This window comes from Armatimonadota bacterium (genome assembly GCA_031081585.1).
GTDB classification, from domain to species: Bacteria; Sysuimicrobiota; Sysuimicrobiia; order Sysuimicrobiales; family Humicultoraceae; genus Geohabitans; species Geohabitans tengchongensis.
Genome location: JAVHLY010000008.1, coordinates 44381 through 69020 on the forward strand (window position 1 = coordinate 44381; position 24640 = coordinate 69020).

Consider the following 24640-nt stretch of genomic DNA (forward strand, 5'->3'; position numbering starts at 1 on the left):
GCCCCGCGCCGCGACCGAGATGGAGACAGTCCCCGACACGGATCCCACGCCTGGCCCGGGTGTGGGAGTGCTGACACCACCGCCCCCACAGGCGGCCGTCAGCATTGCCACAGCGATGACGGCCAAAGCGTATCGGAATGCCCCGTTGATGGTCATCGGAACCCTCCTCCCAGGCGTCATCCCCGGGGCATTTCGCGGGCGGGCGGGCAACTTCCCTCAGCGGGTGGGCAACTTCCCTCAGGGGAGGGCCCCCTGCCCGGGCAGCGTCCTTCACCGCCCGTCCATGCTCGGTTGTGCGAGGGCACAGGAAGTCGGTGAGTCCTGGGCAGAACTATCTGAGGGATCGGTCTCGAGATGACGTTGCCGCGCATCACCCTATGCGTCCTTGCCGCGGCGGTTCTGACCGCCTGCGGCAGCCTGAGCGGCCTACCTCCCCTTACCCCCGCCGCCGACGCCACTCCTCCCACCGTCACGGCGACCGTCCCCCAGCGTGACGGGACCATCCCGGCCGACGCCCAGATCTCGGTCACCTTCAGCAAGGCCATGAACACCCGCAGTGTGACGGTCGCCGCCGAGCCGGCCGTCACCTTCGCCCCGGCGGAGTGGTCGGCCGACGAGCGGACTGTCACCGTGCGCCCGCAGAACCCGCTCAACCCCGGCACCCGGTACACCGTCACGGTGAGCGGCCGCGACCGGGCCGGGAATACCTTGGCCCCCTTCACCTGGTCGTTCACCGCCGGGCCGCCGGCCGCCCGGGCCGGGACCGGTCAGGCACGCCTGCGCGACCGGGTGGAGGTGCGGGCGGACGAGCGCCTCTTCACCCTCTTTGCGGCCCTCAACGCCGCCGGCTATGACGAGGGGCTCCGGGAGTCGGGGGCCGTCCGCCAGGCCGTGCGGGACAGGCTCGGGGACTTGCCGCTCCGCGTGGTCGAGCCCGTGCGCCGGTACCGCGAGGAGCACCCCCTGCCCCTGGAGGCCTACGTCCGCTCCACCCTTACGCTGGGCGCCCCGCCGGGGTTCGCCGAGCAGCGCGCCCTCCGGGGCCTGGAGGGCTGGGGGCGGGTGCTGGCCGACTTCTACAAGGCCGCCGGGGTGGCGGACCTCTGGAAGGCCCAGGCCGAGGCTCACCAGCAGGCGGCCGCCGCGCTCGCCGGTGACGGCCTGGCACTCATGGGCCGCACCCTCGACTACCTGCGGGCCGGCGACGCCCCGCGGGAGCGGCTGGTGCTCGTGCCGAACCTCCTGGACGCGCCGGGCCGCGGCTACCTCGTGCCGCTCGACGACGTGGTGGTCTTCGTCCTGGGCTCCGTCGGCCCGCCCGACTCAGTCACGCTCGTGACCCTCACCGCCCGGCTGGTCCTGGGGACTCTCCGGCCCGAGGCGGCGGCCGAGGTGCAGCGCACCAGCCCGCTCTTTGACCTGGTCCGCGAGACGGCACAGCGCCACGGCTACCAGGAGTGGGCGGCCGTCATCCAGGAGAGTCTCGTGGCCGCGGTCACGGCCCGACTGGTCCTGCCCCCCGACCAGCGCGCGGCCTTCCTGCGCCGCCACTACGACCGGGGGCTCATCCTGGTGGACCACTTCGCCACGGAGCTCGAGCGGTACGAGCGCGATACCGCCCCGCTGGCGGAGTTCCTGCCCAGCCTGCTGCGGACGGTGAACCTGGACGAGCAGCGCCGCCTCTTCGCCGAGCGGCGGCGGTAGGCGAGCCGCGCGGCCGGTCACGGCGTCGCGATCCGAACCTCTCCCCCCACGATGTCGAACGCTGGAGTTGGTGCGTCTCCCGTCGGGTCCACGAGCGTGGTGAAGAGGTCCCGCGGCACCTCCACCGTGACGAACCCGAACGCGTCCCGGGCGCCCGGGCCGAGGGCGTCGAGCGGCCGCTGCCGCCCGTCCACCGTGACGACGTTCACCTTCACCCGCCTCGGGGGTGCGGTGCCCGTCTGCAGACTGGCAATCGGCACCCGTGCGCGGATGGTACGCCCGTCGGGCAGGACCTCGCCGAAGAGGAAGGGCTCGGGCGGGCGGATGGCTTCGAACCCGAAGGGCCGGTACGGCGCCTGAGGGACGCGGCCGAAGAAGAAGCGCCCCCCGCGCAGGAGGACGTAGTGGGTCCAGTCGGTGCTGTCGGGCTGCGGTCCGCGCAGCAGGGTTTCGTCCACCGTGAAGGCGATGTAGTAGACCCCGCCCGTGGGACGGACGGGAGCCGCGAACTGCACCGTGATGGCGAGTTGCGTTCCGGCCTGCGCTGCGGCGGGTCCGGTCGTCGCCGCCATCGAGGCGACGACCGCCAGGACGACGCCAGCGAGCGGGCCACCGATCCTCGTGGGCACGATAGCGCCTCCCTCTCCGCTCTTCACCGGCGACCCGTCCCGCTTCACCGGCGACTCCTCATGGCTTATGCCCGAACCGCGCTGGCGGCCACACTCGCCGGAGGTCCACGCCCCGTCAGGGGCTGCCCGGGAAGGGCAGCGGCTGGTCGAAGAGCAGGCCGCTCTGCCCCAGCCCGATGCGCCCCCGCCCCCAGGGGATGGCGGTGAGCCAGGTCTCCAGCCAGATCTCCCCTCGCACCCCCAGGTAGGAGAGGCTCACGGCCAGACAGTCGCAAAAGATGCGCGTCACCGTCAGGCGGTCGTGGAAGACCTGCCCCGTGGTCCCATCGTAGAAGCCCAGGTACTGCACCTGCCACTGGGGACTGAGGCGCAGGTCCAGGCTGGCCTCGACGCGCTCCAGCCGGCCCAGCGTCGGGCTGTAGCTGGCGGCCAGCGCCACCGTCCACTCGGGCCGCGGCAGGACGACCGCCTGGGCCACCACGCTGCCCGGTTGCCGGGTCAGGAAGTCGTAGGTGACCGACGCGCGGGCAAAGAGCCCCGGGGTCCGGTAGGTGAGGCTGGCTTCGCCGAAGCTGAACGTCCCGGCGATCTGGTCGAACAGAAAGGGGCTCCGTCCGGCCACACCCTGAGCGGTGTAAGCCCCGCGCAGCTCCAGGACGGGGCTGAGCGGGCGGAGGTACTCGACCCGGCCTCCGGTGAAGAGGCGCAGGTCGCCGGTGGTGTACCAGCTCGTCCGGCCGAAGGCGCGCAGGAAGAGCGTCCCACCCGCCACCGGCAGCGGCCCGCTGAGGGTCAGCAGCGCGTCGGCCCGCACCGCGTCGGTCAGGCTCGAGGGCGTGACGTTGTGCTCGCGGAACCGGCCCACCCCGCCCTCCACCTGCAGGATGAAGGGTGACCGCCCCAGGGGGACGGGCGCCAGCGCCACGGTCAGCTCCGGCAGCCGCTCCAGCGTGTAGCGCTGGTCGGCGGGAAAAGCCGCACCGTCCAGGTCCCAGCGGGTCTCGGCCACCAAAGCCGCAGAGAAGTTTGGGCCGGCGTGGCGCAGCACCAGGCGCGGCAGGAGCTCGTCGTCCACGCCTGCCGTCCCCGCCGCGCGTGTGAAGGTGAGGACCGCCTCGCCGCTCAGTGTCGGCGAGAGGCTCTGCGTGTGGACCAGCGTCCCCGTCAGGCTGTGGGTCGGGCCGAGGGACGCGCTGGTGTGCGTCGCGTACAGGAAGGTCGTCGAGCGCGGGGTGCGGTAGTTGAGGTCGAGCGCCGTGTAGAGGTCGCTGGTGGCCGGCGGGGGCGGGGTCCCGCCCGGCGCGCGCAGGGTGTAGTCGCCGAAGAGGCCCAGGCGCAGCGCGGGGGTGAGCTCCTGGGCATGATTGAGGATCACCCGCCAGTCGGTCCCGTCGGTCTGGCGGTTGGCCAGGCGGTAGACGACGGCGTTGCCCTGGCCCCGCCCGCCGCCCAGCCGGTAGACGTGCTCGACGCCGAGGCCGATCCCCAGCCGCTCCATGTAGTCGGCCAGCACGGACCCCCAGTGGGCCTCGTTCACGAAGTAGGTGGTCCGGGTCTTCACGAACCACCCCTCGGCCGGGCTGTAGCCGACCACCGGGAAGAAGCGGGTCTCCTGCCGCTCGCGCAGGAAGATGATGAACGCCGGCAGCGTGAGGATCCGCCGCCCGGCCAGCCACAGTGAGACGCGCCGGCCGACCACCTTGTCGGTGAGGAAGACGGCGATCTCGTCCGCCGTCAGGTAGACGAGCGGGTCGTCAGCGTCGCAGGTGGTGACGAAGCCCTGGCGGATGGAGACGGTGCGGTCGAGCACGCCCTCCAGCCGCTGGGCGCGCAGGTGGACGGGGCCGAGCACCATCGGGCTGGTCACCTGGGCGCGGGCCTGGTGCAGCGTCCCCAGGCGGGTCCGCAGGTTGTAGGTGAGGAGGTCGGCGGTGGCCTCCTGCGTGCCGACTCGCAGGCGGACGCCTCCCTCCGCGGTCACCTCTCCGGTCTCAAGGTTGGCGATGAGGGCGTCGCTGTGGATGGTCACGTCCTCGAAGGTGAGGACGACGTTCCCCGTGGCCACCAGCACGCGCGTGCGGCGGTCGTAGCGGAAGGCATCGGCGCGGATCTGCACCGGGACCTCGTCGGCGGGTGCCACCGGGGGCGGTGCGGGAGCGGGTGTTGGCGACGGTGCGGGTGCCGGTGTGGGGGCCGCCGGTGTGGGGGTGGGCGTCGGCGTGGGGTATGGCTGGGCCACAGGTCCGGGAGACCGGGGCGCGGGCGGCGGTGCGGTGGCGCCCGCTGCCGGAGGCGCGGAGGACGGGAGGACGAGCGTGAGGAGCGCCAGCAGCGCGGCCGCAGGGACGCAGAGGCGGCGCATGAGCGGAGACTAGCGACCGCGCCGGACCTTGAACTCCGTCTGCACGTTGCCGAGGGCCTCGAACGTCTCCTCCTGCAGGGCGATGACGACACGGTCGGCGCGCAGCCGGTTGCCGTCCTCGTCCTGCAGGTGCACGTTCCCGGTCACCACCACCCGCCGGTCGCGGTGGGTGTAGCGGGCGCGGTCGCCGGTGGCCTGCCGGGCGCCCTGGGTCACGCGCACCCGTCCCTCGGCCTCCATGTCCCGCGGCCCGAGGAGCAGGGTGAGGCGATCGCAGGCCAGCCGCGCCGGGGCGGCCAGGGTGCGGCGCGTCTCCGGGTCGGCCGGGCGCTCGCCTTCCGGCAGGAACAGGTCACCGGTGAGGCCCTCCACCACCACGTCCCCCTCCAGCACGAGGCGGCCGTCCGCCTCGCTGTAGCGCCCGCGGGCCGCGCGGGCGGTGCGATCCCGCTGCCGCACCTCCACCTCCCCGAGCGCCTCGGCCTCCGGCGTGTCCCAGCGGAAGCGCATCCGCTCGGCGGTGATGGTGGTCTCCTCGCGCGCGAGGGCGTCCACGGTGGCATCGCCGCCCGGGGCCGGTGCGCCGGGACGCACCAGCCGAGCGCGGCCGACCACCTCGGCGCGCCGCGCCCGCAGGTTGGCGGCGAGGCGTTCTCCGGTCAGGGTACTCCCGCCCTGACGCAGCCGCACCCCGCCTGCAGCCGTCACCTCGTCGGTGCGGCCGTCGTGGGTGAGCGAGGGGGCCTGCACCTCCAGGTCGCCCCGGGTGACCGTCACCCCCCCGGAGGCCTGCGTGACCTGCGTGTCCAGGGCGAAGCGCACCCGTCCGGCGCGCAGCGTCCCCTCACCCTGCGCCACCACGACGCGGCCCTCGGCCTGGGCCAGGCGCGTGCGGACCTCGTAGCGCACGGTCTCCGCCGTGAGCGTGGTCCGTGCCTGCTGCACGACCACGCCACCGTGCGCGGTCGCCACCTGGACCCGCTGATCGAGGCGCACGCGCTCCGCTCGGATCTCCACCGCGCCCAGGGTGAGGCGCACCCGTCCTTCGGCCGTGAAGACGCGTGCCCGGGCGTCGTAGCGGACCCGGTCGGCACGGAGCCGGCCCACCTGGACCGGCGGCGTCGCGGTCGCGGACGGATTGGGGGTGGGCCGTGGGGTGGCGGTCGGCCCCGGCGCAGCCGACGCAGCGGCCACCGGGCCGGCGAGGGACCGTCGGGCCGCGGCTGGAACGGCGACGGCCAGCGTGGCGGCGACGACGAGCCCGAGGGCGCGCAGCGGTGCCCCTCTCACCGCGGGAGCCCCAGGGGCAGCGGACCCGAGAGGGCGAAGGTGACGTCCACGCCGCCCTCGAGGTGCAGCGTCTCCAGGGAGAGGTCGACCACCAGGCGGCCCGCTCGCACGCGGTGTCCCCCGATGGTCACGTCCACCCCCCGGGGGAAGGTGAGAGTCCGGCGGGCCGCGCTCCAGCGCGCCTCCGGCGCCCGCATGCGGTCCCCCTGAGGGGTGGTGATCTCGAGGTCGCCCAGCACCGTGAAGTCGTCCGTGGCCCGGTCGAGTACGATCTCCCTCGCGCGCAGGTGCAGGGCCGGGGCCCCGTCGCGGTACAGGGTGGCCTGGCGGATCCCCCGGAAGCGTGCAAGCCGCGCGTCCGCGCTGACCTCCACCCGGTCCGCCCGCACCTCCACCTGCCGCTTCCCCTGGTGGCGCAGGACCAGCGCCGCACCCCTGATAGCCACGCCCGGCGGGGCGGGCGTGGCGGCGGGCGTCGGCACGACGGCCACCGGTGCCGGGGCGCGGCGGGACCAGGCGACCGACCAGCCCAGGTAGGCGCCCGCGGCCAGCGCGGCGGCCACCAGGCCGGCCACGGCGAGGGCGGTCCGGAGCCTGGAGCCCGCACGCAGGCGCACGGGCGGAGGTGGCGGCGCGTCAGGAGGGCGCGCCAACGGTGCTCACCTTGGGGACGGGCGGCACCCGCCGCAGCCACCGGTCCTGCCGCGCCCAGATCACGAGGCCCCCTGCGGCGAAGAGCAGGTTCGGCAGCCAGGCCGCCAGCAGCGGCGAGAGGGCCCCGGCTGCCCCCATCGCCCGCGCGCTCGACATCACGGCGTAGTACAGGAAGAGCAGCACCACGCTCATCCCCACCCCGATGAAGCGCCCGCCCTGCGCGCCCAGCAGGCTGAGCGGCGCCGCCACCAGGGCGAAGACCACGCTGGCGGCGGGGATGGCGAACTTCCGGTGCAACTCGATGGCGAAGCGGGGCGGCGCCTCCCGGCCGAAGGCGGCCAGGTACTGGCGCAGCTCGGCGGCGGTCATCTCGTCGGGGGTCTTCTGCCCGGCGAAGAAGATCCCGCCGGGGAGGTTCACCAGGATGCGCATCTCGTCGAAGCGCGCCTCGTAGCGGGTGAACCCCTCCGGGTCGAACTCGCGCACGACGCCGTCCCGCAGGTGCCAGGTGCGGTCGTCCCAGCGGGCCTGGCGCGCCGTGATCAGGCGCGGCAGCGGCGGGGTCACCTCGTAGACCATGACGTTCTGCAACCGCCGCTCCGCGTCGTCCACCCGCTCGACGTAGAAGAAGCGGTTGCCGGGCGCGCGGAAGAAGACCTGCTCCCGCACCTGGGGGAAGGCCTCCCCGAAGGCGGCGCGCCGCACCGGGGTGTTGGCCTGGTGGTTGGCCCAGGGGGCGAAGTACTCGTTGGTGAGGAAGGTCACCGCGGCCATGGCCAGCGCGAAGGCCAGCACCGGGGCGAAGAGCCGGCCCAGGCTCATCCCGGCCAGGCGCATCGCCTGCAGCTCGCGGTCGCGCGCCAGCCGCCCCAGCCCCAGCAGCACCCCGAAGAGGGTGGAGACGGGGAAGGTGATCACCATGATGGCCGGCAGCTTGTAGGCCAGCAGGCGCCCCAGCGCCTGGAGGGTGATGCGCCCCGAGGCAATGAACTCGGCCAGCGTGTAGAGGATGTCGCCGAAGAGGAGCACGACGAACCCGCCCACGCCCAGGAGGAAGGGCGGCAGGATCTCCCGGACGATGTACCGGTCGGCGATGGGCACGGTGGACCGCGTCGTCAGCACACCCCGTTCTGGCTATACCCCGCTCCCCTGTCTGGCGGCGGCCCCAAGGGCGGCGAGGTCCAGGCGCTCCCCCTCCCCCGGCTCGGGGGCCGGTGCGGCCTCCGGGTGGAGGAGCCCGGCCAGGATCTCCACCCCGCGCACGATGCGCGGACCGGGCCGGTTGAAGAAGGCCGACCCGTTCACCGCGTAGACCCGTCCTGCCGGCACCGCCGGCACCTCTCCCCAGCCCGCCCGACGGGCCACCAGGGCGGCCTCTCTGCGCGTGCGGGACACGTCGAAGCCGCAGGGCATCAGCACCAGCGCCTCGGGAGCGGCCGCGCGCACGGCATCCCAGGCGACCACGCGGGCGTGCTCGCCGGGACGGCCCAGCACGTCCTCCCCCCCTGCGGCCTCCACCATCTCGGGTACCCAGTGCCCTGCCGCATAGAGCGGGTCAAGCCACTCCAGGCAGGCCACCCGTGGTCGGGGGCGACCGGCCACCTGCGCCCGCACGGCGTCGAGGCGGGCGCGCAGCTGCCCCACGAGGGCCTCGGCCTGCCCCCGTCGGTCGGTGAGCTCACCGACCAGGCGGATGGTCTCGATGATTTCGGCCAGCGTGCGCGGCTCCAGCGAGACCAGGCGGACCTCCCCCTCCAGGATGCGCGCCGCCTCGCGCACGAGCGTGTAGGAGGGGGCGCACACGCGGCACAGCTCCTGGGTGAGGATGAGGGTGGGGCGCAGGGCGGCCAGCGCGTCTGCGTCGAGGTGGTAGACGCTGAGGCCCCGGTGGACCTGACCGCGGATCGCCTCCTCGATCGCCCCGCTGGGCAGCTCGGGCCCGACGACCGCCTGGCTCAGGACGGGACGGTCCAGGACCTCCGGCGGGTAGTCACAGTCGTGGGAGATCCCCACCAGGGCGTCGGCCAGCCCCAGCGCGCAGACGATCTCCGTGGCGCTGGGCAGGAGGGAGACGATCCGCAGCTCCGGCATCGTCCCTCAGGATACCACCGGGACGGCGGCGGCCGGCCGCTTCTGGAGCGGCCGGCCACCGCCACGGTCCGGGGGAATCGGTCTGACGTCTACCGCCGTCCGCCCACCAGCCCCTGGTCGCGCCACTTGGCGAAGACGCGGCGGATCTGCGCCGCCGCGGCCGCGAGCGCCTGCTCCGGCGTGTCCACGCCCTGGGCCACGCGGGCGAACATCGTGTTGATGATCCAGGTGTTGAAGACCTCGTCGATGGCGGCACTCGACGGCCCCGGCCACCCGACGTTGTGCGCCCACTCGTAGGCGGTCTCGATGGTGACCAGCTTGTCCTTGCGGTCCCCCGCCGCCTTGCTCACGGGGTCGTCGCGCAGGTAGGCCAGGCGCTTCGCCTTGGGGATGGCGTTCAGGAAGGTCGGGTAGTCGTAGGCCTGGCTGGCGTGGAACTTCCCGGGCGGCCACCCCTCGCGCGCCGCCACGTCCGGGTCGTAGCTCAGGACCAGGTCGATGAGGAACTTCCGGGCGGCGTCCCGCACCGGGCGCGGACGGTTGCGCCAGAGGGTGTAGACCCCCATGACGTGCTCCAGCCCGCGCGCCCCTTCCGGGCCCCGCGGGGCCCGCTCGGTGATCCAGGTGTTGCGGGCGAACTGCACCGCCGGCGACTGGTTGGGGTTCTCGCCCCGGCGAATGGCGGCGGCGGCCAGCGCCTGGGCCGAGCGGGCGATGGAGATGGCATTGGCGGCGATGGAGATCCGCCCGGCCAGGAACTCCTCGTTGTTGGAGGCGGCGGTCCAGGCGAAGACCCCGGGGAACATCGTCTCCTCGTAGAGCGCCTTCACGAAGCGCAGCGCGTCCAGCGTGCGCTGGCGGAAGGGCGGGACGTCCAGGACGACGTTGCCGCCCTCATCCTGCTCCGAGGTACCCCAGGAGTACATCAACGCCCGCAGCCACATGCCGGTGTCGATCTCCTGGGAGAGCCCCAGCCCCACCGGGTGGCCCAGGCGCTTCAGCTCCCGGCCGGCCTTGCGGATGTCCTCCCAGGTGATGGGCCCGCGCAGCGGCACCCGCTGCTCCCCGGTGAGGCGGGCGGAGACCTGCCGCCACAGGTCGGCCCGGTAGTGGATCGGGTCGGGGACGAAGTTGTCGGAGACGCCGAAGTACTTGCGGGTCACCGGGTTGTAGGTGCTCTTCTCCGCCAGCGGGATGTAGGTCCCGGCCCGGCGCTTCAGCTCTTCGATGACCTCCTGGTGCAGGGCCGTGTCCACCTGGTTCTCCAGGGCCGCCGGCGGGGTGAGGTGCTGGATGAGGTCGTGGCCGGGGTCGGCGCCGGCGGCCACCCGCGACGCCTCGCCAGCGGCCACGGCGGGGATCTCCGCCAGGCCGATGTGCTCCACGACCACGCGCACGTTGTTCTTCTCGCCCCAGCGGGGGGCGAAGACGCGGTCGAACCACTCGTCGTAGGGCGGGACGAAGTGGCGCCACTGCAGGATGCGCAGCGTCACCGGCTGGGCCGCCGCCCGCTCCGTGAGGACGTACGGCCCCAGCCCGGCCACCGCCGCGGCGCCCGCCGCGCGCTTGAGGAACTCCCGACGGGTGAGCCGGCGCCAGCGTCCGTCGGCCACCTGCACCCAGATGCGCTCCTCGCGCCCGTCTGCCATCGTCTTCCCCTCCTCTCCTCCTCGGCATCCTCTTCCGTGCTCCGTGGCCTCAGGCCGGGCTCACCGGATCGCCCCGGCCGTGGTGAACCCCGACACGAACTTGTCCAGGACGAAGTAGTAGAGGGCCGCCACCGGGACGCTCGCCAGGAAGGCGGACGCCATCAGCGGCCCCCAGTCGAAGATGTCGCCCCGCACCATGTCCGCCGGCACGCCCACGCTGACGGTCTTGCGGGCGGTACTGGTGACGAAGGTGAGGGCGTAGACGAACTCCTGGGCCGAGATGGTGAAGCTGAAGATCGTCACCGCCACGATGCCGGGGACGGCCAGCGGCAGGGTGATGCGCAGGAAGGCTCCCGCCCGGCTGTAGCCGTCCACCAGGGCCTGCTCCTCCAGCTCCCGGGGGATGGACTTGAAGAACCCCATGAGCAGCCAGGTGGCGAAGGGGACGGTGATCGTCGGGTAGACGACGACGAGGGCCCAGATGGTGTTCTGCAGCCCCAGCTCGCTGACCACCCGGGCCAGCGGGATGAAGAGCAGCGTCGGCGGCACCAGGTAGACGAGGAAGATGCTGATGCCGAGCCGGGTCCCCCATGCCCCGAGGAAGCGAGCCAGGCTGTACCCGGCCGGCAACGCCAGCAGCAGCGTGAGGGCGACCACGGCGACGCCCACCATCGCCGTGTTGGTGATCCAGTGGGCGTACATGGTGTTGTGGAAAACGTAGCGCAGGTGCTCGAGGGTCGGCGGCTCGTTGAACCAGAAGGGGTTGTTGGCCGGGTTGTAGAGGTCGGAGTTGCGCTTGAAAGCGGTGATGCCCATCCAGGCGAACGGGAAGGCGGCGAAGACGGCGAAGGCGGTCAGCACCGCCCACCGGCCCCCGTCCCGCAGCAGCGCCCGCCAGCGCCGGCCCAGGCGCATCACGCCACCTCCGCCCGGCGGGCCAGGCGCAGCATCAGCACGGCCGTGGCGAAGAGCACCGGGAAGAGGAAGAGGGAGATGCTCGCCCCCACGCTCAGGTTGCCGCCGACGATGCCCTTGAAGAAGGCCAGGCTGGAGAGCACCTGCGTGGTGTCGAACGGCCCCCCGCGGGTGAGGACGTAGACCACGGCCATGTCGGTGAAGGTGAAGATCGTCCCGAAGAGCAGGGCCACGCTGAGGATGGGCAGCAGGAGCGGCAGCTGGACGTGGACGAGCCGCCGCCAGAACCCCGCGCCGTCCACCAGGGCCTGGTCCAGCAGGTCGCGCGGGAGGGAGGTGAGCCCGGCCAGCAGCACCACGGTGGCGAACGGCAGCATCCGCCAGACGTGGACGACGATGACCGAGCCCATGGCCAGGTCGGGCCGCCCCAGCCAGAACATGTTGGTGTGCCGCGGCAGCAGCCCCACCTGCCAGAGCAGCCAGTCGACGATGCTGAAGCGGGCGTGGAGGATCCACAGCCAGCCGATCGTCGCCAGGGAGACCGGCGCCACCCAGGGGAGGAGGACGAGGAAGAGGACGACCCCGCGGCCGCGCCGCGTGGCGTGCAGCGCGCGGGCCAGGATGTTGGCCAGGACGATCACCGCGGCCTGGGCGGTGAGGGTGAAGAGGAAGGTGTTGCGCAGCGCCTGGCGGAAGACGCGGTCCTGCACGATCTCGGCGTAGTTGCGCAGCCCGATGAACGTGCCGTAGGGGTTCCCGGTCGTGGCGTCGGTCAGGCTGAGGTAGATGGCGAAGAGGAAGGGGAAGCCGACCAGCAGGCCGACGTAGAGGAAGGCGGGCAGGACCAGCAGCGGGCCCAGGACGGCCTCGCGCCGCACCCAGCGCCGCCCCTGGGCCAGCACGTCCGCGAACGGCCGGGCAACGGTGGTGGCCGACCTCACGGCGTTCCGGCGGTGGCCGATCGTGCGGCCGCCGCCGCCTCCATGCCCCAGGGCATACGCGGACCTCCCGTCCCCCTCCTGCTCCAGCCGCCGGTGCTCTGCGCCGGGTGGCGGAGGGCCGTGGGAGTCGAACCCACCGGAGACTCCACGAGCCTCCCACCGGTTTTGAAGACCGGGGCCCGCACCGGCGGACGCTGCCCTCCGAAAACGACCATACTACAAGGGGGCGGTGGAGGTCTGTGCCAGGGCCCCCGGGGGGCAGGAACTCCCCGGGAGGGGTGGGAATCAGGCTGGGAAGCCGGGGCCGCCCTTTCCGCGCTCCCACTCTGCGCGGACAGCCCTCCCGCGCTTCCCCTGGAGGATGTCGATGCGTGGCGTGCTCGGCGTGGTGCTGGCTCTCCTCCTCGTCCCCGCCCCGGCGGGGACGGGAGCGGCCCCGTGTGTCGTCCAGGAGGGTGTCGGGGTGGGCGGGGTGCGGATCGGGAGCCCCATTGCCCGGGCCCTCGCCGATGCCGGCCGCCCCGTGGCCCAGGTGATCAGGGGAACGGAGACCGTCTACCAGTTCGCCGGGGCCATCTACCGCCTCACCGCCGTCCGCGGGGTCGTCCAGCGCGTGGCCACGCGCCAGGCGGGGTGCGCGACCGCCCGCGGAGTGGCCATCGGCGATCCTGAGCAGCGGGCCGTTGCCGCCTACCCGCGCACCGTGGGGTGGGTGCGGGCCCGGGCCGTCGAGGGGGAGCGTCTCATCTTCCCCTTCGAGGGCGTGGAGTTCCTGGTCGTCGCCGGACGGGTCCGACAGATCGAGGTCTTCTCCCGCACCGCCGCTCCCCCGTCGGCGGCGGCACCGCCTGCCACGCCCGCGCCGGGGGCCGCCGGGGCGGAGGCGGAGGTCACCGTGGTCGAGCTCACCGGCCGCACCGAGGGCAACACGTTCGTGGTCTCAGGGCGCGTCCGCAACGCGGGCGCCCCGCAGGCCCTCTTCGTGGAGATCACCCTGCTCGGTCCGGGAGACCGCCCCGTGGCCACCGGCTCGGTCCCGGTCGTCCCCAACCCCATCGGGCTGGGCCGCACGGGCGCGTTCGAGGAACGGTTGACCCTCGACCAGGTGGTCCAGAAGGTGCGGGTGGTGGTGCGCAGCATGAACCGCCCCGCCCGGGCGCTGGCCGAGGCGGTGACCGAGATCCGTGACGTCCGGCAGTTCGCCGCGGTGGTGGAGCGCCAGCTCGAGGTGACCATCCCTCCCAACCCGGAGGGGCGGCCGGGCGGCACGGTGGCCGTGGTCACCAACCGCAGCGCCCTGCGGGTCACCGGGCTCACCATCGCCCTCGAACTCCAGGGGACCTGCGTCATCTGGTCCCAGCCACCGCCTCCGCCGCCGCCGGCGCCGCTGCCCACACCGCAGCGCACCACCTTCACCGACGCTCGGCGGGGGACGATCTCCATCCCCGCGCTCGACCCCGGAGCCAGCGTGGAGGTGCCCATCGCCCTGGAGGGGCCGCCCGGCGCGTGCATGGGGCCGGGGACGCAGTGGTCAGTGACCTGGCGGGTGACGGGGATGGCGGTGGAAGCCCCGCAGTAAGGTCGAAGCCCCGCAGGAGACGGGAAGCCCTACCCGCGCCTCTCCACCGCCCCGGCCGTCCTCGCCTGGTGCCCGGCGAGCACCCGGCGGTCTCCGGTGCGGCGGGTCACCCGCGTGGCGTCCAGGTACTCCAGGAGTGCCAGCGCGTACTTCCGGCTCGTCCCCAGCCGGTCGCGCAGCTCGGCGACCGTGATCGACCCCGCGGCAGCGATGTGCTCCACTACCTCCCGCCGCACGTCGGCCAGAACGTCTGACGGGACCATCACCCCGGGCGCCACCTCCACCAGCTCGCCGGCCTCGACCAGCGACTGCGCCATGCGGTCGACCAGGTCGGCGGGTGCTCCCAGCGCGCTCCGGACCTCCTCGAGGGTCGGCGGGGCGTAGCGGCCGGCGCGGAGGCGCTCCAGCACCGCCTGACGCACCGCTGCCTCTTCGGGCGTGTACCGCGGCACGTGCTGCGGCTCGTGGACGAAGCCCCGCGTCAGCGCCAGGCGACCCGCAGCCACCAGCCGCTCCAGCACGGCCCCGAAGAGCCGGTCGTCGGCCCCCGCAAACGCGCGGGCGCGGGCTTCCTCCCGCGGCACTCCCAGGCGCCAGGGCGTGGCCGTGTGCGTCGCCGCCACCAGGGCTCGCAGCCGGTCCTCCGCCGCCGCCACGAGCGCGGCGTCGAAGTACCGCTCCCGGACCTGCAGGAGGCTCCCCAGGCCGACGAGACGCGCCACCTCCTCCGCGACGCGCCCGCGGGACTCGCCCAGCCGCGGCAGGAGGTCCTCGACGGTCGCGCCGGCCAGGCCGGACGCGGCCACGGCCCCGCGCACCACCTCCCCCAGGTCCGCCTGGGCCAGCGCCGCCACCTCCCTCGCAGCGGCCGGCCCACGGCGGCGTTTCGGCGGGTTCACCGTCACCACCTCGCCGCCCCCGAGCGTCAGCGGCGGCGAGTAGCGCCGGACGACGAAGGCGTCCCCCCGCGCGGCCACGAGCGGCCCTTCCAGGCGCAGCTGCACCGGCGCCTCCTCCCCGGGCCGGAGCTGGTCGCGGTCGAGCAACGCGACCCGGGCGAGGACTTCCGCCGTGCCCAGGTAGACGCGGATCCGCGCCAGGTGTCCCAAGGGCGGGACGCCGGGCAGCAGCCGCAGCCGCGCGTCCAGCAAGGACGCGGGGGTGAAGGTGCCGGGGGTCGCCAGGACCACGCCGCGCTCGAGCCGCTCCCGCTCAATCCCGCTGAGGTTGAGGGCGGTGCGGGAACCGGCCAGCGCGACCTCCACCGGCGCCCCGTGGCGCTGCACCTGCCGGACGCGCACGCGCTCCCCACCCGGCAGCACCTCGAGGAGGTCACCGGCGCGCACCCGCCCGCTCCACAGGGTGCCGGTGACCACCGTACCGAAGCCGGGCATCGTGAAGACCCGGTCCACGGGCAGCCGCACCGGCCCGTCCACGGGACGCCGGGGGACCGCGTCCAGGAGGCGGTCGAGCGCGTCCACCAGGCGGTCCAGGCCCTCCCCCGTGCGGGCGGAGACCCGCAGCCGCGGCGCGGTCTCGAGGAAGGTCCCCCGGACGAGCTCCGCCACCTCCGCCTCCACCGCGGCCAGCCACTCCGCATCGGGGACCAGGTCGACCTTCGTCAGCACGACGACGCCCCGGGGCACCCGCAGGAAGCGTAGGATGTCCAGGTGCTCCCGGGTCTGCGGCATCACCCCTTCGTCGGTGGCGACCACCAGTAGCACGGCGTCCAGCCCGCCCGCGCCCGCCAGCATGTTCCGGACGAGGCGCTCGTGCCCCGGCACGTCCACGATGCCCACGCGCCGGCCGCTGGGCAGGTCGAGGTGGGCGAAGCCGAGGTCGATGGTCATGCCCCGGCGCCGCTCCTCCTCCAGGCGGTCCGGATCGATCCCCGTGAGGGCCTTGACCAGCGTGCTCTTGCCGTGGTCGATGTGGCCGGCCGTGCCGATGACGAAGCCGGGAGGGTCCATGCTGGGTCAGGTCTCCCGTCCCGGACCGGGGGCCAGCGTGGCGAAGGCGGCCAGCACCGCCTCCAGGTCCTCGGGGAGGAGCGTGCGGGCGTCGAGGCGGAGGGCGTCGTCCTGGACCCGCACGATGACGGGCGGACGGTGCGCCCGCAGGCGCGCCGCCCACGCCGCGGCCCGGCCGTCGCGCGGCTGGACCAGGACGGCCGCCGACGGGATCGCCACGTCCGGCAGCGCCCCGCCCCCCGTCTGGCACGTGGAGGCGACCACCGTGACCTGGGCGGCCCGGTCGAGGCGCTCGCGCAGGTGGCGGGCCAGCCACAGCGCCCGGTCCATGACCTCCTTCAGGTCCGCGCCCAGCATGCGCAGGACCGGGACCTCCTCCCAGGCCCGCTCCGGGTCGAGGTAGTGACGCAGGGTGGCCGCCAGCGCGGCCAGGTCGAGGCGATCGATGCGCACCGCCCGCGCCAGGGGATGGCGGCGGCAGACGTCCACGGCCTGGCGGCGGCCCACCAGGATGCCTGCCTGCGGCCCGCCCAGCAGCTTGTCCCCGCTGAAGGTGACGAGGTCGGCGCCGGCGGCCACCGTCTCCTGCACCATCGGTTCGGGCGGGAGCCCGCGCGTGCGCAGGTCCACGAGCGCCCCGCTGCCCAGGTCGACCACCACGGGCAGCCCGCGGGCCCGGCCGAACGCCACCAGCTCCGCCACGGAGGTCTCGTGGACGAAGCCGCGCAGGGCGAAGTTGCTGCGGTGCACCTTGAGGAGCAGGCCCGTGGCGGGGCCCACCGCCCGCTCGTAGTCGCGGAGGTAGGTGCGGTTGGTCGTGCCCACCTCCACCAGCCGCACGCCCGCCTGGGCCATGATCTCGGGCATGCGGAAGGCGTCGCCGATCTCCACGAGCTCGCCGCGCGAGACCACCGCCTCCCGCCCGGCCCCCAGCGCCGCCAGCGCCAGCAGGACCGCCGCGGCGTTGTTGTTCACCACCAGGCCGGCTTCCGCCCCGGTGACCACCTGCAGCAGGGGCTCGACGTGCGCCTGCCGGGAGCCCCGCTCACCGGTCGACGGGTCGAGCTCCAGCATGGTGTAGCCGGCCAGGGTCTCCCGCACTGCCTCCTGCGCCGCGGCGCTCAGCGGCGCCCGCCCAAGGTTCGTGTGGATGAGGACGCCGGTGGCGTTCACCGCCCGCACCAGCGTGGGCGCGCGCAGGCGGGCCACCGCCGCGGCGCTCTCCTCGAGCAGGGCGTCGGGCGACCAGTCCGCCGGGGCCGTCCCCTCGAGCAGGCGTCGGCGCGCCTCCTCCACCACGCGGCGCACACAGGCCACCGCCGCCGGCCGCGGGACCCCGTCCACGTGGCCTCGCGCCTCCAGGTCCTGCACGAGCTGGTCCACCGACGGCAGGTGGCGCAGGCGGGGGTCGGCCGGTGCGCTCACCGGGCTACTCCGCTTCCAGCCGGATCGGCGGCGGGTGGGGTTGCGGTCGCCGCCCCTCCAGGCGCTCGCGCAGGCGCGTCACCACCTCGGGCGGCACATACTGGCTGCCCAGCGGCACGCGGGTGGCCAGGTCGCCGCCGTGGAAGTCGGTGCCGCCCGTCACCAGCATCTCGTACCGCCGCGCCAGCGCCAGGTAGGTCTCGACCATGGCAGGCGTGTGGTCGGGGTAGTAGACCTCCAGGCCCTCCAGCCCCTCTCCCAGCAGGGCCTCGACAGCGGCGTCGTCGGCGAGCCACCCGGGATGGGCCAGCACCGGCACTCCCCCAGCCGCGCGGATCACCTGCACCGCCTGCTGCGGGGTGAGCTTCAGGCGCTCCACGTAGGCCGGGCCGTGGCGACCGATGTAGCGGGCGAAGGCCTCCGCGGTCTCGCGCACGTACCCGGCCTCGACGAGCGCCCGGGCCACGTGGGGCCGCCCCACCGCCCCCTCCCCGGCCAGCGCCAGCACCCGCTCCATGGCGATGGGCAGGCCGAGCGCGGCCAGCTTCTCCACCATGCGCCGCGCCCGGTCCACGCGCCCGTCGCGCAGGCGCACGAGGAAGGCCTGGAACCACGGCACGCGGTGGTCGATGCCGTAGCCGAGCACGTGCACCTCCGCACCGGGGACGTCGGTGTTGAGCTCCACCGCCGGGATGAGCTCGATGCCCTCGGCCGCCGCCGCGGCCTGGGCTGCGGCCAGCCCCTCCGTGGTGTCGTGGTCGGCCACGGCCAGCACCTGCACGCCGGACCGCCGGGCCAGGCGCACCACGTCCGCCGGCGGGAGGAGGCCGTCGCTGGCCGTGGTGTGGACGTGCAGGTCGATGCGCACCGTGCCCTGCGCCTCCGCCGCGGGCCCTCCGGTCACCCCTCCACCGTCTCCCGGACGAGCTGGATGCGGCGAATCTCTCGTGCCCGGCCGTCCGCGTCCAGGGTGACGGCGATCCCGTTGAGCTGCACCGGGCCCTTGGCCACTGTGAACCGCATGGGCAGCCCGGTGAGGAAGTGTTCGAGGATGGGCTCGCGCGCCATGCCGATGATGCCGTCGCGCGGCCCGGTCATGCCCAGGTCGGTGATGTAGGCCGTCCCGCCCGGCAGGATGCGCTCGTCGGCGGTCTGGACGTGCGTGTGCGTCCCGGCCACGACGCTGACCTGCCCGTCCAGGTGCCAGCCCATCGCCACCTTCTCCGAGGTCACCTCGGCGTGGAAGTCCACGACGATGAAAGGCGTCTGCGTGCGCAGCTCTTCCGTCAGGGCGCGGGCGGCGCGGAAGGGGTCGTCGAGCTCGCCCATGAAGACCCGCCCCTGCAGGTTCATCACCGCGGCCAGCCGGCCCCCCACCTCCAGGGTGAGGACGCCCCGCCCCGGTGCTCCGGGCGGGTAGTTGGCCGGGCGCAGGAGGCGCGGGTGCGCGTCCAGGAGGGCGTAGGCGGCGCGGGCGTGCCAGGTGTGATTGCCGCCGGTGATGACGTCCACGCCGGCGGCGAAGATCTCCTCGGCGGTCTCGGCGGTGATGCCTACGCCGCCGGCGGCGTTCTCCCCGTTGGCCACGACGAGGTCGGCATCGTGCTCCCGGCGCAGGCGGGGCAACTCGGCCCGCAGGAGGCGGCGGCCCGGCCGCCCGCAGATGTCGCCGATCATCAGGACGCGCATGGAGGGCTCCTCCGCGGTAGTATGCCCCATGGCGGCCCGGGTGAGGAGAGGTGGGGCCGACGGGTGTGAGCGGTCCGGGCGAGGAGAGGTGGGGCCGACCGGGGGCTCCGCCCGCAGCCCGGCCGGGACTCTCGGGGAAAGCCGCCCGCCAGCCGCGCGGTCGCGGACAGCCGCAGCGCCCGGGCGCAGAGAGGAGGCGATGTTGCAGTGGCCATCCCTGCCGCTCAAGTGCTCGAGCAGCTCCTGGCCGTCTTGCGCGAGGCGTTCGACGGGCCGGCCGACCCTCGGTGGAGCTACTTCACGACCAACGCGCCCGGCGCGGGGCTCCTCGGCGCGCTCGAGGGGGTGGACGCGGCCCTGGCCTCCCGCCCCGTCGGTGGGACGTCGGTGGCCGCGCACGTCCACCACGAGGTCTTCGCGCTGGAGGCGACTGCAGCGTGGATCCGCGGCGACCGCAGCCGGCGCGACTGGTCACAGAGCTGGCGGGTGCAGCGCGTGGACACCACGGCCTGGGAGGCCCTCCGGCAGGCGCTGCGGCGCGCCTACGAGGACCTGCGAGGTGCGGTGCAGACGCACGGGCTGGACAGCGAGGAGACCCCGGCGTGGGCTCGCGAGCCATCCTGCAACCCACCGGGGCCGCGCGATCCCCGTGAGGCTGCGGCGATCATTGCGGAGGCGCTGCGGCAGGTCTTCGGGCAGCACCTGCAGGCCGCGCTCCTCAAGGGATCGGTGGTCAAGGGGGACGTGCTCCCCTTCTTCTCCGACCTCGACGTCCATGCGCTCATCCAGGGGATCGGTCCTGAGCGGGCCCCACCGTGGTCGCAGGCCGTAGCCTTCCAGACGCACATCGGCGCCCTCGACCCCGAGGCCTACGGGCTCAGCGCCTTCCAGGTCACGTTTCTGGACGCCGAACGCTCCCACGAGTATTGGGCGCCGCCCTGGCCCGGGACCTATGAGGTGCTGGTGGGCTCCATGCCGGCACCGGGGCCTGTCGATGCCGCGCCCTACGTGCAGCGGGCGGACGCGGACCTGAGGGCACTTCCGGAGTGGGCGGCCTCCGTGGTATGTTCCTTCGTCGACAAGCCCGACCGGGCGCTGCCCCGCCTCGTCCGCCTCGCCGGCGCCTACCTGAAGGGAGCCCTGTACGACGTGGGGATCGTCCTGACGCGCGACCCTGGCCCGGTGCTGACGGCCCGGCTCCCCGAACTGGTGGCCCTGGTGGGTCCGGCGACTCAGACCACTGAAGTGCTGGAGGCGTTCTACGCCCGAGCCCGATCCTGGCTCGAGGTCCGTGCCAATCCCACAGCGCTCCGAGCAATGTTCGGGTGGGCCATGACCGCACTCGAGGGGATCACCGCCTGGCACGGGCGCCAGTCCAGAGCAGGCTGAGGACCTCCAGGCGAGCCGACCGGACGGCCCGCGGCCCGCGAGAGCCACAGCTCCGCCCGTGGATCGTCCGGCGCCGCTCGTGAGGCGTAAGCGGCCAGTTGTGCGTCACACTCGTCCCGGGGCGAGCGGCGTCCGCTATCCTGCCGGTGAGGGGGTGAGCGATGGCACACGACCGTGCCGGCTAGCGATCACCACTCAGCGGGCGTACTCGACGATCCGGGTCTCCCGGAGCACCGTGACCTTGATCTGCCCCGGGTACTCCAGGTCCGACTCGATCTTCTTCGCCAGCTCGCGGGCCAGCTGGGCGGCTTCGAGGTCGTCGACCTCCTGGGGCTTCACCAGGACGCGGACCTCGCGGCCGGCCTGGATGGCGTAGGCCTTCTCCACTCCCGGGAAGGAGGTGGCCAGGCGTTCCAGGCCCTCCAGCCGCTCGATGTACATCTCCACGGTCTCCTTGCGGGCCCCCGGCCGGCTGGCGGAGATGGCGTCGGCCGCCGCGACCAGGATCGCCTCCACGGACGCCGGCTCAGCCTCACCGTGGTGGTACTCGATCGCGTTGATCACCTCGGGCGGCTCGTGATAGCGCCGCGCGATGTCCACGCCGATCGTGCTGTGCGTCCCGTCCACCTCGTGGGTGAGCGCCTTGCCGATGTCGTGGAGCAACCCGGCCCGCCGGGCCAGGGCCGCATCCGCGCCCAGGTAGCTGGCCAGGACCCCCGCCAGCATGGCCACCTCCACGGAGTGCTGGAGGAGGTTCTGCCCGTAGGAGTGGCGGAACTTCAGGCGCCCGAGCAGCTTCAGCTCCTCGGGGTGGAGGCCGTGGACGCCGGCCTCAAAGGCCGCGCGCTCCCCTTCCTCCTTGATCCGCTGCTCCAGCTCCCGCTGGGCCTTCTCCACCATCTCCTCGATCCGGGCGGGGTGGATGCGGCCGTCCTGGATGAGCTTCTCCAGGGTGAGGCGGGCGATCTCCCGCCGCACCGGGTCGAAGGAGGAGATGGTCACCGCCTCCGGGGTGTCGTCGATGATGAGGTCGACTCCCGTCAGGCTCTCCAGGGTGCGGATGTTCCGCCCCTCGCGGCCGATGATCCGCCCCTTCATCTCGTCGTTGGGCAGCGGGACCACCGAGACGGTGACCTCGGCGGTGTGCTCGGCAGCCACCCGCTGGACGGCCAGGGCGACGATCTCGCGGGCCCGCCGGTCCGCCTCCTCGCGGGCGGCGGACTCGATCCGGCGGATGATGGCCGCGGCATCGGCCCGGGCCGTCTCCTCGACGGAGCGCAGCAGTTCGGCGCGAGCCTCCTCGGCGGTCAGACGGGCGATGCGCTCCAGCTCGGCCTGCTGCTGGGCCCGGAGCGCTTCGATCTCCTCACGTGCTCGGTTGAGCTCCTGTTCTCGTTCGGCGACGGTCTTCTCGCGCTTCTCTAAGCTCTCTCCCTTGCGCTCGAGGGTCTCTTCGCGCTGTACCAAACGCCGCTCAAGGCGCTGGAGCTCGGCCCGCTGCTCGCGGATCTCCCGCTCCGCTTCCCGCTTGAGGCGGAAGGCCTCATCTTTGGCTTCGACGACGGCTTCCCGCTTCTTCGCCTCGGCCTCGCGGGCCGCCTCGTCCAGAATCTTCCGGGCGGCCTCTTCAGCCGACTGGATCCGCGCCTCAGCGACGTTCTTCCGCAGGAGGTAGCCAAGGAGGAACGCGATCACACCCACCCCGAGGACCAGGAGCGCGACCAAAAGGGGGTCGATGGGTGGTCACCTCCTTGCCCGGCTGCGCCGACCGCCACGACCTGGCGGCCTGCAGCCGGCACACATATAAACGTCGCCCGCCGGGGCGACGGTTGGCTAGCCTGCCGTGAACGCCGCGCGCATCACCTGCCGTGACTCGGAGATCGTGCCTCCACGTCGTTTGGAAAATTGTAGGCTCTACGTAAAAGGGGTGTCAAGAAACGCCAGTATGGGGTTCAAGCCCGTATTTTCGCCCTTTTGAACGCAGTTTGTGCTCTCCGACGGGTCTGCTCCCGCCGCCCGTGGGGCGCCCATTGAACCCGTGGGCCGCCCATTGATTGAAAGAAGTGGTCAGGGGAGCCGGAATGCACCGGCCGCCGGTCAGTGAGGACCGGTCGGCGTCCAGAGTGGACCCGGGCCTTCCTCGGCAGGGTGATCGACACCGGCTTCGTCCCCCGGCGGTCCCGCTCCCACCCGCACCACCGTGTCGCCGTATGCCTCGTACTCCGGTCGGCAGGTGAAGAGCACGACCTGGTGGACCTCGGCGATCCGGCGCAGCAACGTCATGGCCGCAGCCAGCCGGGTCGGGTCGAAACTGCCGAAGGGGTCGTCGAGCAGCAGGGGCGGGCGGCGGCCCTGGGAGAGGACCTCCACCAGGGCGAGGCGCACGGCCAGGTAGACCTGGTCGACCGTGCCACGGCTCAACGCCGGCTCCGCGGGCTCCAGCCACCTCCCGGCTCGATCGACCCGGACCAGGACCCGCAGCGGGGGTTCCTCCAGCCGCACCTCCCGGTAGGCTCCGCGGGTGAGGACGCCCAGGTACGCTCCCGCCCGCGCCTCCACCTCCTGCCGCGCCGGGATCATGGCCTGAGCGCGAGCGGCGCGCAGGCCGTCAATCGCCGCCCGGCAGACGCGGGCGCGGCGGCGGGCCGCCAGGAGCCGCTCCCGCCGCTCGGCCAGGCGTTCCTCCACCACGGCCAGCTCTTCGTCGTCGGGGGCGCCCTCGGCCAGGAGGCGTTCCAGTTCGCGCTGGCGAAGCCGCAACTCCTCCACCCGCCCGGCGAGCGCCTCAGCGTCGGAGGCCAGCCGCTGTACCTGGAGCGGGGTCAGACGCCGGGCCTGAACCTCCGGTGTGCGCAGCACCCGCTCCCGCTGTTCCACGTCGGCGCGCAGGCGCACGAGCGCCTGACGCAGCGCCTCCAGCGTTTCTCCACCCAGGTGGGTCTCCACAATGCCGCGCGTCTCCGCCTGCTCCCTGACGAGCTCGCCCAGCCGGGCCCGCCGCGCCCGCGCCTCGGCCACCGTGGCGCTCCCGCTCTCCGCCAGCGCCCGCTGCAGCCGGGTCTCGGCTTCGGTCAGGTCGCCCGCAGTGGCCTCGACCTCTTCCCGCGCCGCCGCGAGCGCCCTGAGGGCCTGCGCCCGCACGGCGCCCACGAGCGCCTCGCGCCGCCGGGCCCATCCCAGCGTCCCCACCCCGGCTACGGCCAGGAAGGCCGCCACCGGCCAGCTCCACATCGGAGGGAGCAGGCCGGCGGCGGCAGCGAGCGCCAGGAGCAGGCCGAGCAGCGCGAGACCACTGCCGCTCCAGAGCGCGGCCCGCGCCTGAGGAGCGGCGGGGACGTCCGCCGCCCGGCGCTCGGCCTCCCGGAGGCGGTCCTGTTGGGCGGCCAGGCGCTCGCGCAGCGCCTCCACGCGCTCCGCCGCACGGACCAGCGCATCCAGGCGATCGTCGTCGGGGACGCCACCCGCCTGGAGCTCCTCGAGTTCCGCGGCGATGCGGCGCAGGCGCTCCACTCCCGCCTCCGCCCCGGCGATCCGCGTGGCCAGCTGGGCCTCCTGGCCCCGCAGCGGCGCCAGCTCCTGCTCCAGGACGACGTACTCCTGGTTGGCCCGCAGCGCGGCCTGCAGGTCGGCCAGGTCCCGTTCGGCGGCCTCGCGCGCTGCGCGCACCCGGTCGAGCTCCTCACGGGCCGCGGCCACGGCGGCGACGCGGCGCTGCAGGGCGGCGCGGTCGGCCTCGAGGCGGGCCACCTCGTCCTCGAGCGCCCGGATGGTGCCGGGGGTCTTGGCCCACCGCTCCAGCCCCCGCTCCAGCTCGCCCACTTCCCGCTCCAGGCGGCGGAGCACCGCGCCCGCCTCGGCGTCGCCCGGGCCGGCCTGCACGATGCGGGAGAGGCGTTCGCTCACCTCCCCCGCGCCCTTGCCGAGCGAGGCCAGCTCGGCCTGGTCGACCATGGCCGTGGCCCGGTAGAGGAGCTCGGTGGAGAGGCCCAGCGCCTCCTGGAGACGCGCCTGGACTCTCGCCCCCTCCCACTCCTGACCGGTGCCGATCTCCCGCAGCTGCATGCGGCGCCGCTCAAAGTCCTTGACGAGCTGGAAGCGGCGGCCGTCGAGCTCGAACTCGACAGCGAGGCTGCCGAACGTCTCGGAGCCCCAGGGGCGCCACTCCTCCCGCCGGCGGGCGGTCGTGGCCGGGCTGGCGAAGAACGCCGCCAGGAGCGCCTGGCGGATGGTGGACTTCCCCGCCTCGTTGGGGCCCTGGACCACCGTGATGCCCGGCGCGAAGGGCACTACCGCCTCGGCGAGGCCGGCGAAGTGGCGCAGGCGCAGGGTCAGCAGCCGCATCCGAGGGTCAGT

General features: G+C 73.8%; 18 protein-coding genes and 1 tRNA gene. 3 read left to right on the plus strand and 16 right to left on the minus strand.

Translation table 11 applies throughout. The features are described 5' to 3' along the window. Positions 1-354 precede the first annotated feature (354 nt). Complete coding sequence (locus tag RB146_04665; protein MDQ7828273.1) at positions 355-1704, plus strand: Ig-like domain-containing protein; 1350 nt, start codon at positions 355-357, stop codon at positions 1702-1704. A 17-nt stretch (positions 1705-1721) separates the two neighbouring features. On the opposite strand, the gene RB146_04670 is transcribed toward RB146_04665, so the two are convergent. The 10 genes from RB146_04670 to RB146_04715 all read right to left on the minus strand — a co-directional run bounded on the left by RB146_04670 (position 1722) and on the right by RB146_04715 (position 12438). Further along, on the minus strand, positions 1722-2333 hold the full coding sequence (locus tag RB146_04670) for a hypothetical protein (protein ID MDQ7828274.1): 612 nt from the start codon (positions 2331-2333) through the stop codon (positions 1722-1724). 115 nt (positions 2334-2448) lie between these two features. Beyond that, positions 2449-4449 (minus strand): LptA/OstA family protein, encoded by a 2001-nt coding sequence (locus tag RB146_04675; GenBank protein ID MDQ7828275.1) that lies wholly within the window; start codon positions 4447-4449, stop codon positions 2449-2451. Positions 4450-4704: 255 nt separating this feature from the next. After that, entirely contained in the window at positions 4705-5985 is a 1281-nt protein-coding gene (locus RB146_04680; GenBank protein ID MDQ7828276.1) for an LptA/OstA family protein, read from the minus strand. After that, entirely contained in the window at positions 5982-6560 is a 579-nt protein-coding gene (gene lptC, locus RB146_04685; GenBank protein MDQ7828277.1) for an LPS export ABC transporter periplasmic protein LptC, read from the minus strand. Before lptC ends, RB146_04680 begins: the two co-directional genes overlap by 4 nt. 61 nt (positions 6561-6621) lie before the next feature. Beyond that, the gene (locus RB146_04690; protein MDQ7828278.1) at positions 6622-7761 is read right to left on the minus strand and encodes an LptF/LptG family permease; all 1140 of its coding nucleotides are present in this window, start codon (positions 7759-7761) and stop codon (positions 6622-6624) included. A 12-nt stretch (positions 7762-7773) separates the two neighbouring features. Continuing rightward, positions 7774-8730 (minus strand): cobalamin-binding protein, encoded by a 957-nt coding sequence (locus tag RB146_04695; GenBank protein MDQ7828279.1) that lies wholly within the window; start codon positions 8728-8730, stop codon positions 7774-7776. Positions 8731-8819: 89 nt separating this feature from the next. Further along, positions 8820-10379 (minus strand): twin-arginine translocation signal domain-containing protein, encoded by a 1560-nt coding sequence (locus RB146_04700; protein MDQ7828280.1) that lies wholly within the window; start codon positions 10377-10379, stop codon positions 8820-8822. 60 nt (positions 10380-10439) lie between these two features. After that, positions 10440-11294 carry a carbohydrate ABC transporter permease gene (locus tag RB146_04705; protein MDQ7828281.1) on the minus strand — a complete coding sequence of 285 codons (855 nt, stop codon included), beginning with the start codon at positions 11292-11294 and terminating at the stop codon, positions 10440-10442. Continuing rightward, entirely contained in the window at positions 11294-12235 is a 942-nt protein-coding gene (locus tag RB146_04710; protein MDQ7828282.1) for a sugar ABC transporter permease, read from the minus strand. The genes RB146_04705 and RB146_04710 overlap by 1 nt, the downstream gene beginning before the upstream one ends. A 108-nt stretch (positions 12236-12343) precedes the next feature. Continuing rightward, positions 12344-12438, minus strand: a tRNA-Sec gene (locus RB146_04715). Between the two features lie 164 nt (positions 12439-12602). Here RB146_04715 and RB146_04720 point away from each other — a divergent pair. Next, positions 12603-13814, plus strand: coding sequence for a hypothetical protein (locus RB146_04720; GenBank protein ID MDQ7828283.1), 1212 nt, complete (start codon positions 12603-12605; stop codon positions 13812-13814). 29 nt (positions 13815-13843) lie between these two features. On the opposite strand, the gene selB is transcribed toward RB146_04720, so the two are convergent. From selB to RB146_04740, 4 genes are read right to left on the minus strand one after another with little or no spacing between them, the layout of a single operon-like run. Then, positions 13844-15784: a selenocysteine-specific translation elongation factor gene (selB, locus tag RB146_04725; protein MDQ7828284.1), complete on the minus strand. Its 1941-nt coding sequence runs from the start codon at positions 15782-15784 to the stop codon at positions 13844-13846. A gap of 6 nt (positions 15785-15790) precedes the next feature. Further along, complete coding sequence (gene selA, locus RB146_04730) at positions 15791-17209, minus strand: L-seryl-tRNA(Sec) selenium transferase (GenBank protein ID MDQ7828285.1); 1419 nt, start codon at positions 17207-17209, stop codon at positions 15791-15793. A 4-nt stretch (positions 17210-17213) separates the two neighbouring features. Next, positions 17214-18113: a PHP domain-containing protein gene (locus RB146_04735; protein ID MDQ7828286.1), complete on the minus strand. Its 900-nt coding sequence runs from the start codon at positions 18111-18113 to the stop codon at positions 17214-17216. Then, positions 18110-18898, minus strand: coding sequence for a TIGR00282 family metallophosphoesterase (locus tag RB146_04740; GenBank protein ID MDQ7828287.1), 789 nt, complete (start codon positions 18896-18898; stop codon positions 18110-18112). Before RB146_04740 ends, RB146_04735 begins: the two co-directional genes overlap by 4 nt. 207 nt (positions 18899-19105) lie before the next feature. On the opposite strand from RB146_04740, the gene RB146_04745 reads away from it, so the two are divergent. Continuing rightward, complete coding sequence (locus RB146_04745) at positions 19106-20287, plus strand: hypothetical protein (protein MDQ7828288.1); 1182 nt, start codon at positions 19106-19108, stop codon at positions 20285-20287. 195 nt (positions 20288-20482) lie between these two features. Here the strand turns inward: RB146_04745 and rny are convergent, their stop codons facing one another. Both rny and RB146_04755 read right to left on the minus strand, forming a co-directional pair. After that, positions 20483-22012 carry a ribonuclease Y gene (gene rny / locus RB146_04750; protein ID MDQ7828289.1) on the minus strand — a complete coding sequence of 510 codons (1530 nt, stop codon included), beginning with the start codon at positions 22010-22012 and terminating at the stop codon, positions 20483-20485. 372 nt (positions 22013-22384) lie between these two features. Then, the coding region (locus RB146_04755) for an AAA family ATPase (GenBank protein MDQ7828290.1) at positions 22385-24640 on the minus strand (2256 nt) is incomplete at its 5' end.

Bases quoted from the DNA above. Each gene is read 5' to 3' on its own strand.
- RB146_04705 (MDQ7828281.1), bottom strand. From the start codon at position 11,294: ATGCGCCTGGGCCGGCGCTGGCGGGCGCTGCTGCGGGACGGGGGCCGG.
- RB146_04740 (MDQ7828287.1), bottom strand. From the start codon at position 18,898: ATGCGCGTCCTGATGATCGGCGACATCTGCGGGCGGCCGGGCCGCCGC.
- RB146_04700 (MDQ7828280.1), bottom strand. From the start codon at position 10,379: ATGGCAGACGGGCGCGAGGAGCGCATCTGGGTGCAGGTGGCCGACGGA.
- RB146_04720 (MDQ7828283.1), top strand. From the start codon at position 12,603: ATGCGTGGCGTGCTCGGCGTGGTGCTGGCTCTCCTCCTCGTCCCCGCC.
- selB (MDQ7828284.1), bottom strand. From the start codon at position 15,784: ATGGACCCTCCCGGCTTCGTCATCGGCACGGCCGGCCACATCGACCAC.
- RB146_04665 (MDQ7828273.1), top strand. From the start codon at position 355: ATGACGTTGCCGCGCATCACCCTATGCGTCCTTGCCGCGGCGGTTCTG.
- RB146_04695 (MDQ7828279.1), bottom strand. From the start codon at position 8,730: ATGCCGGAGCTGCGGATCGTCTCCCTCCTGCCCAGCGCCACGGAGATC.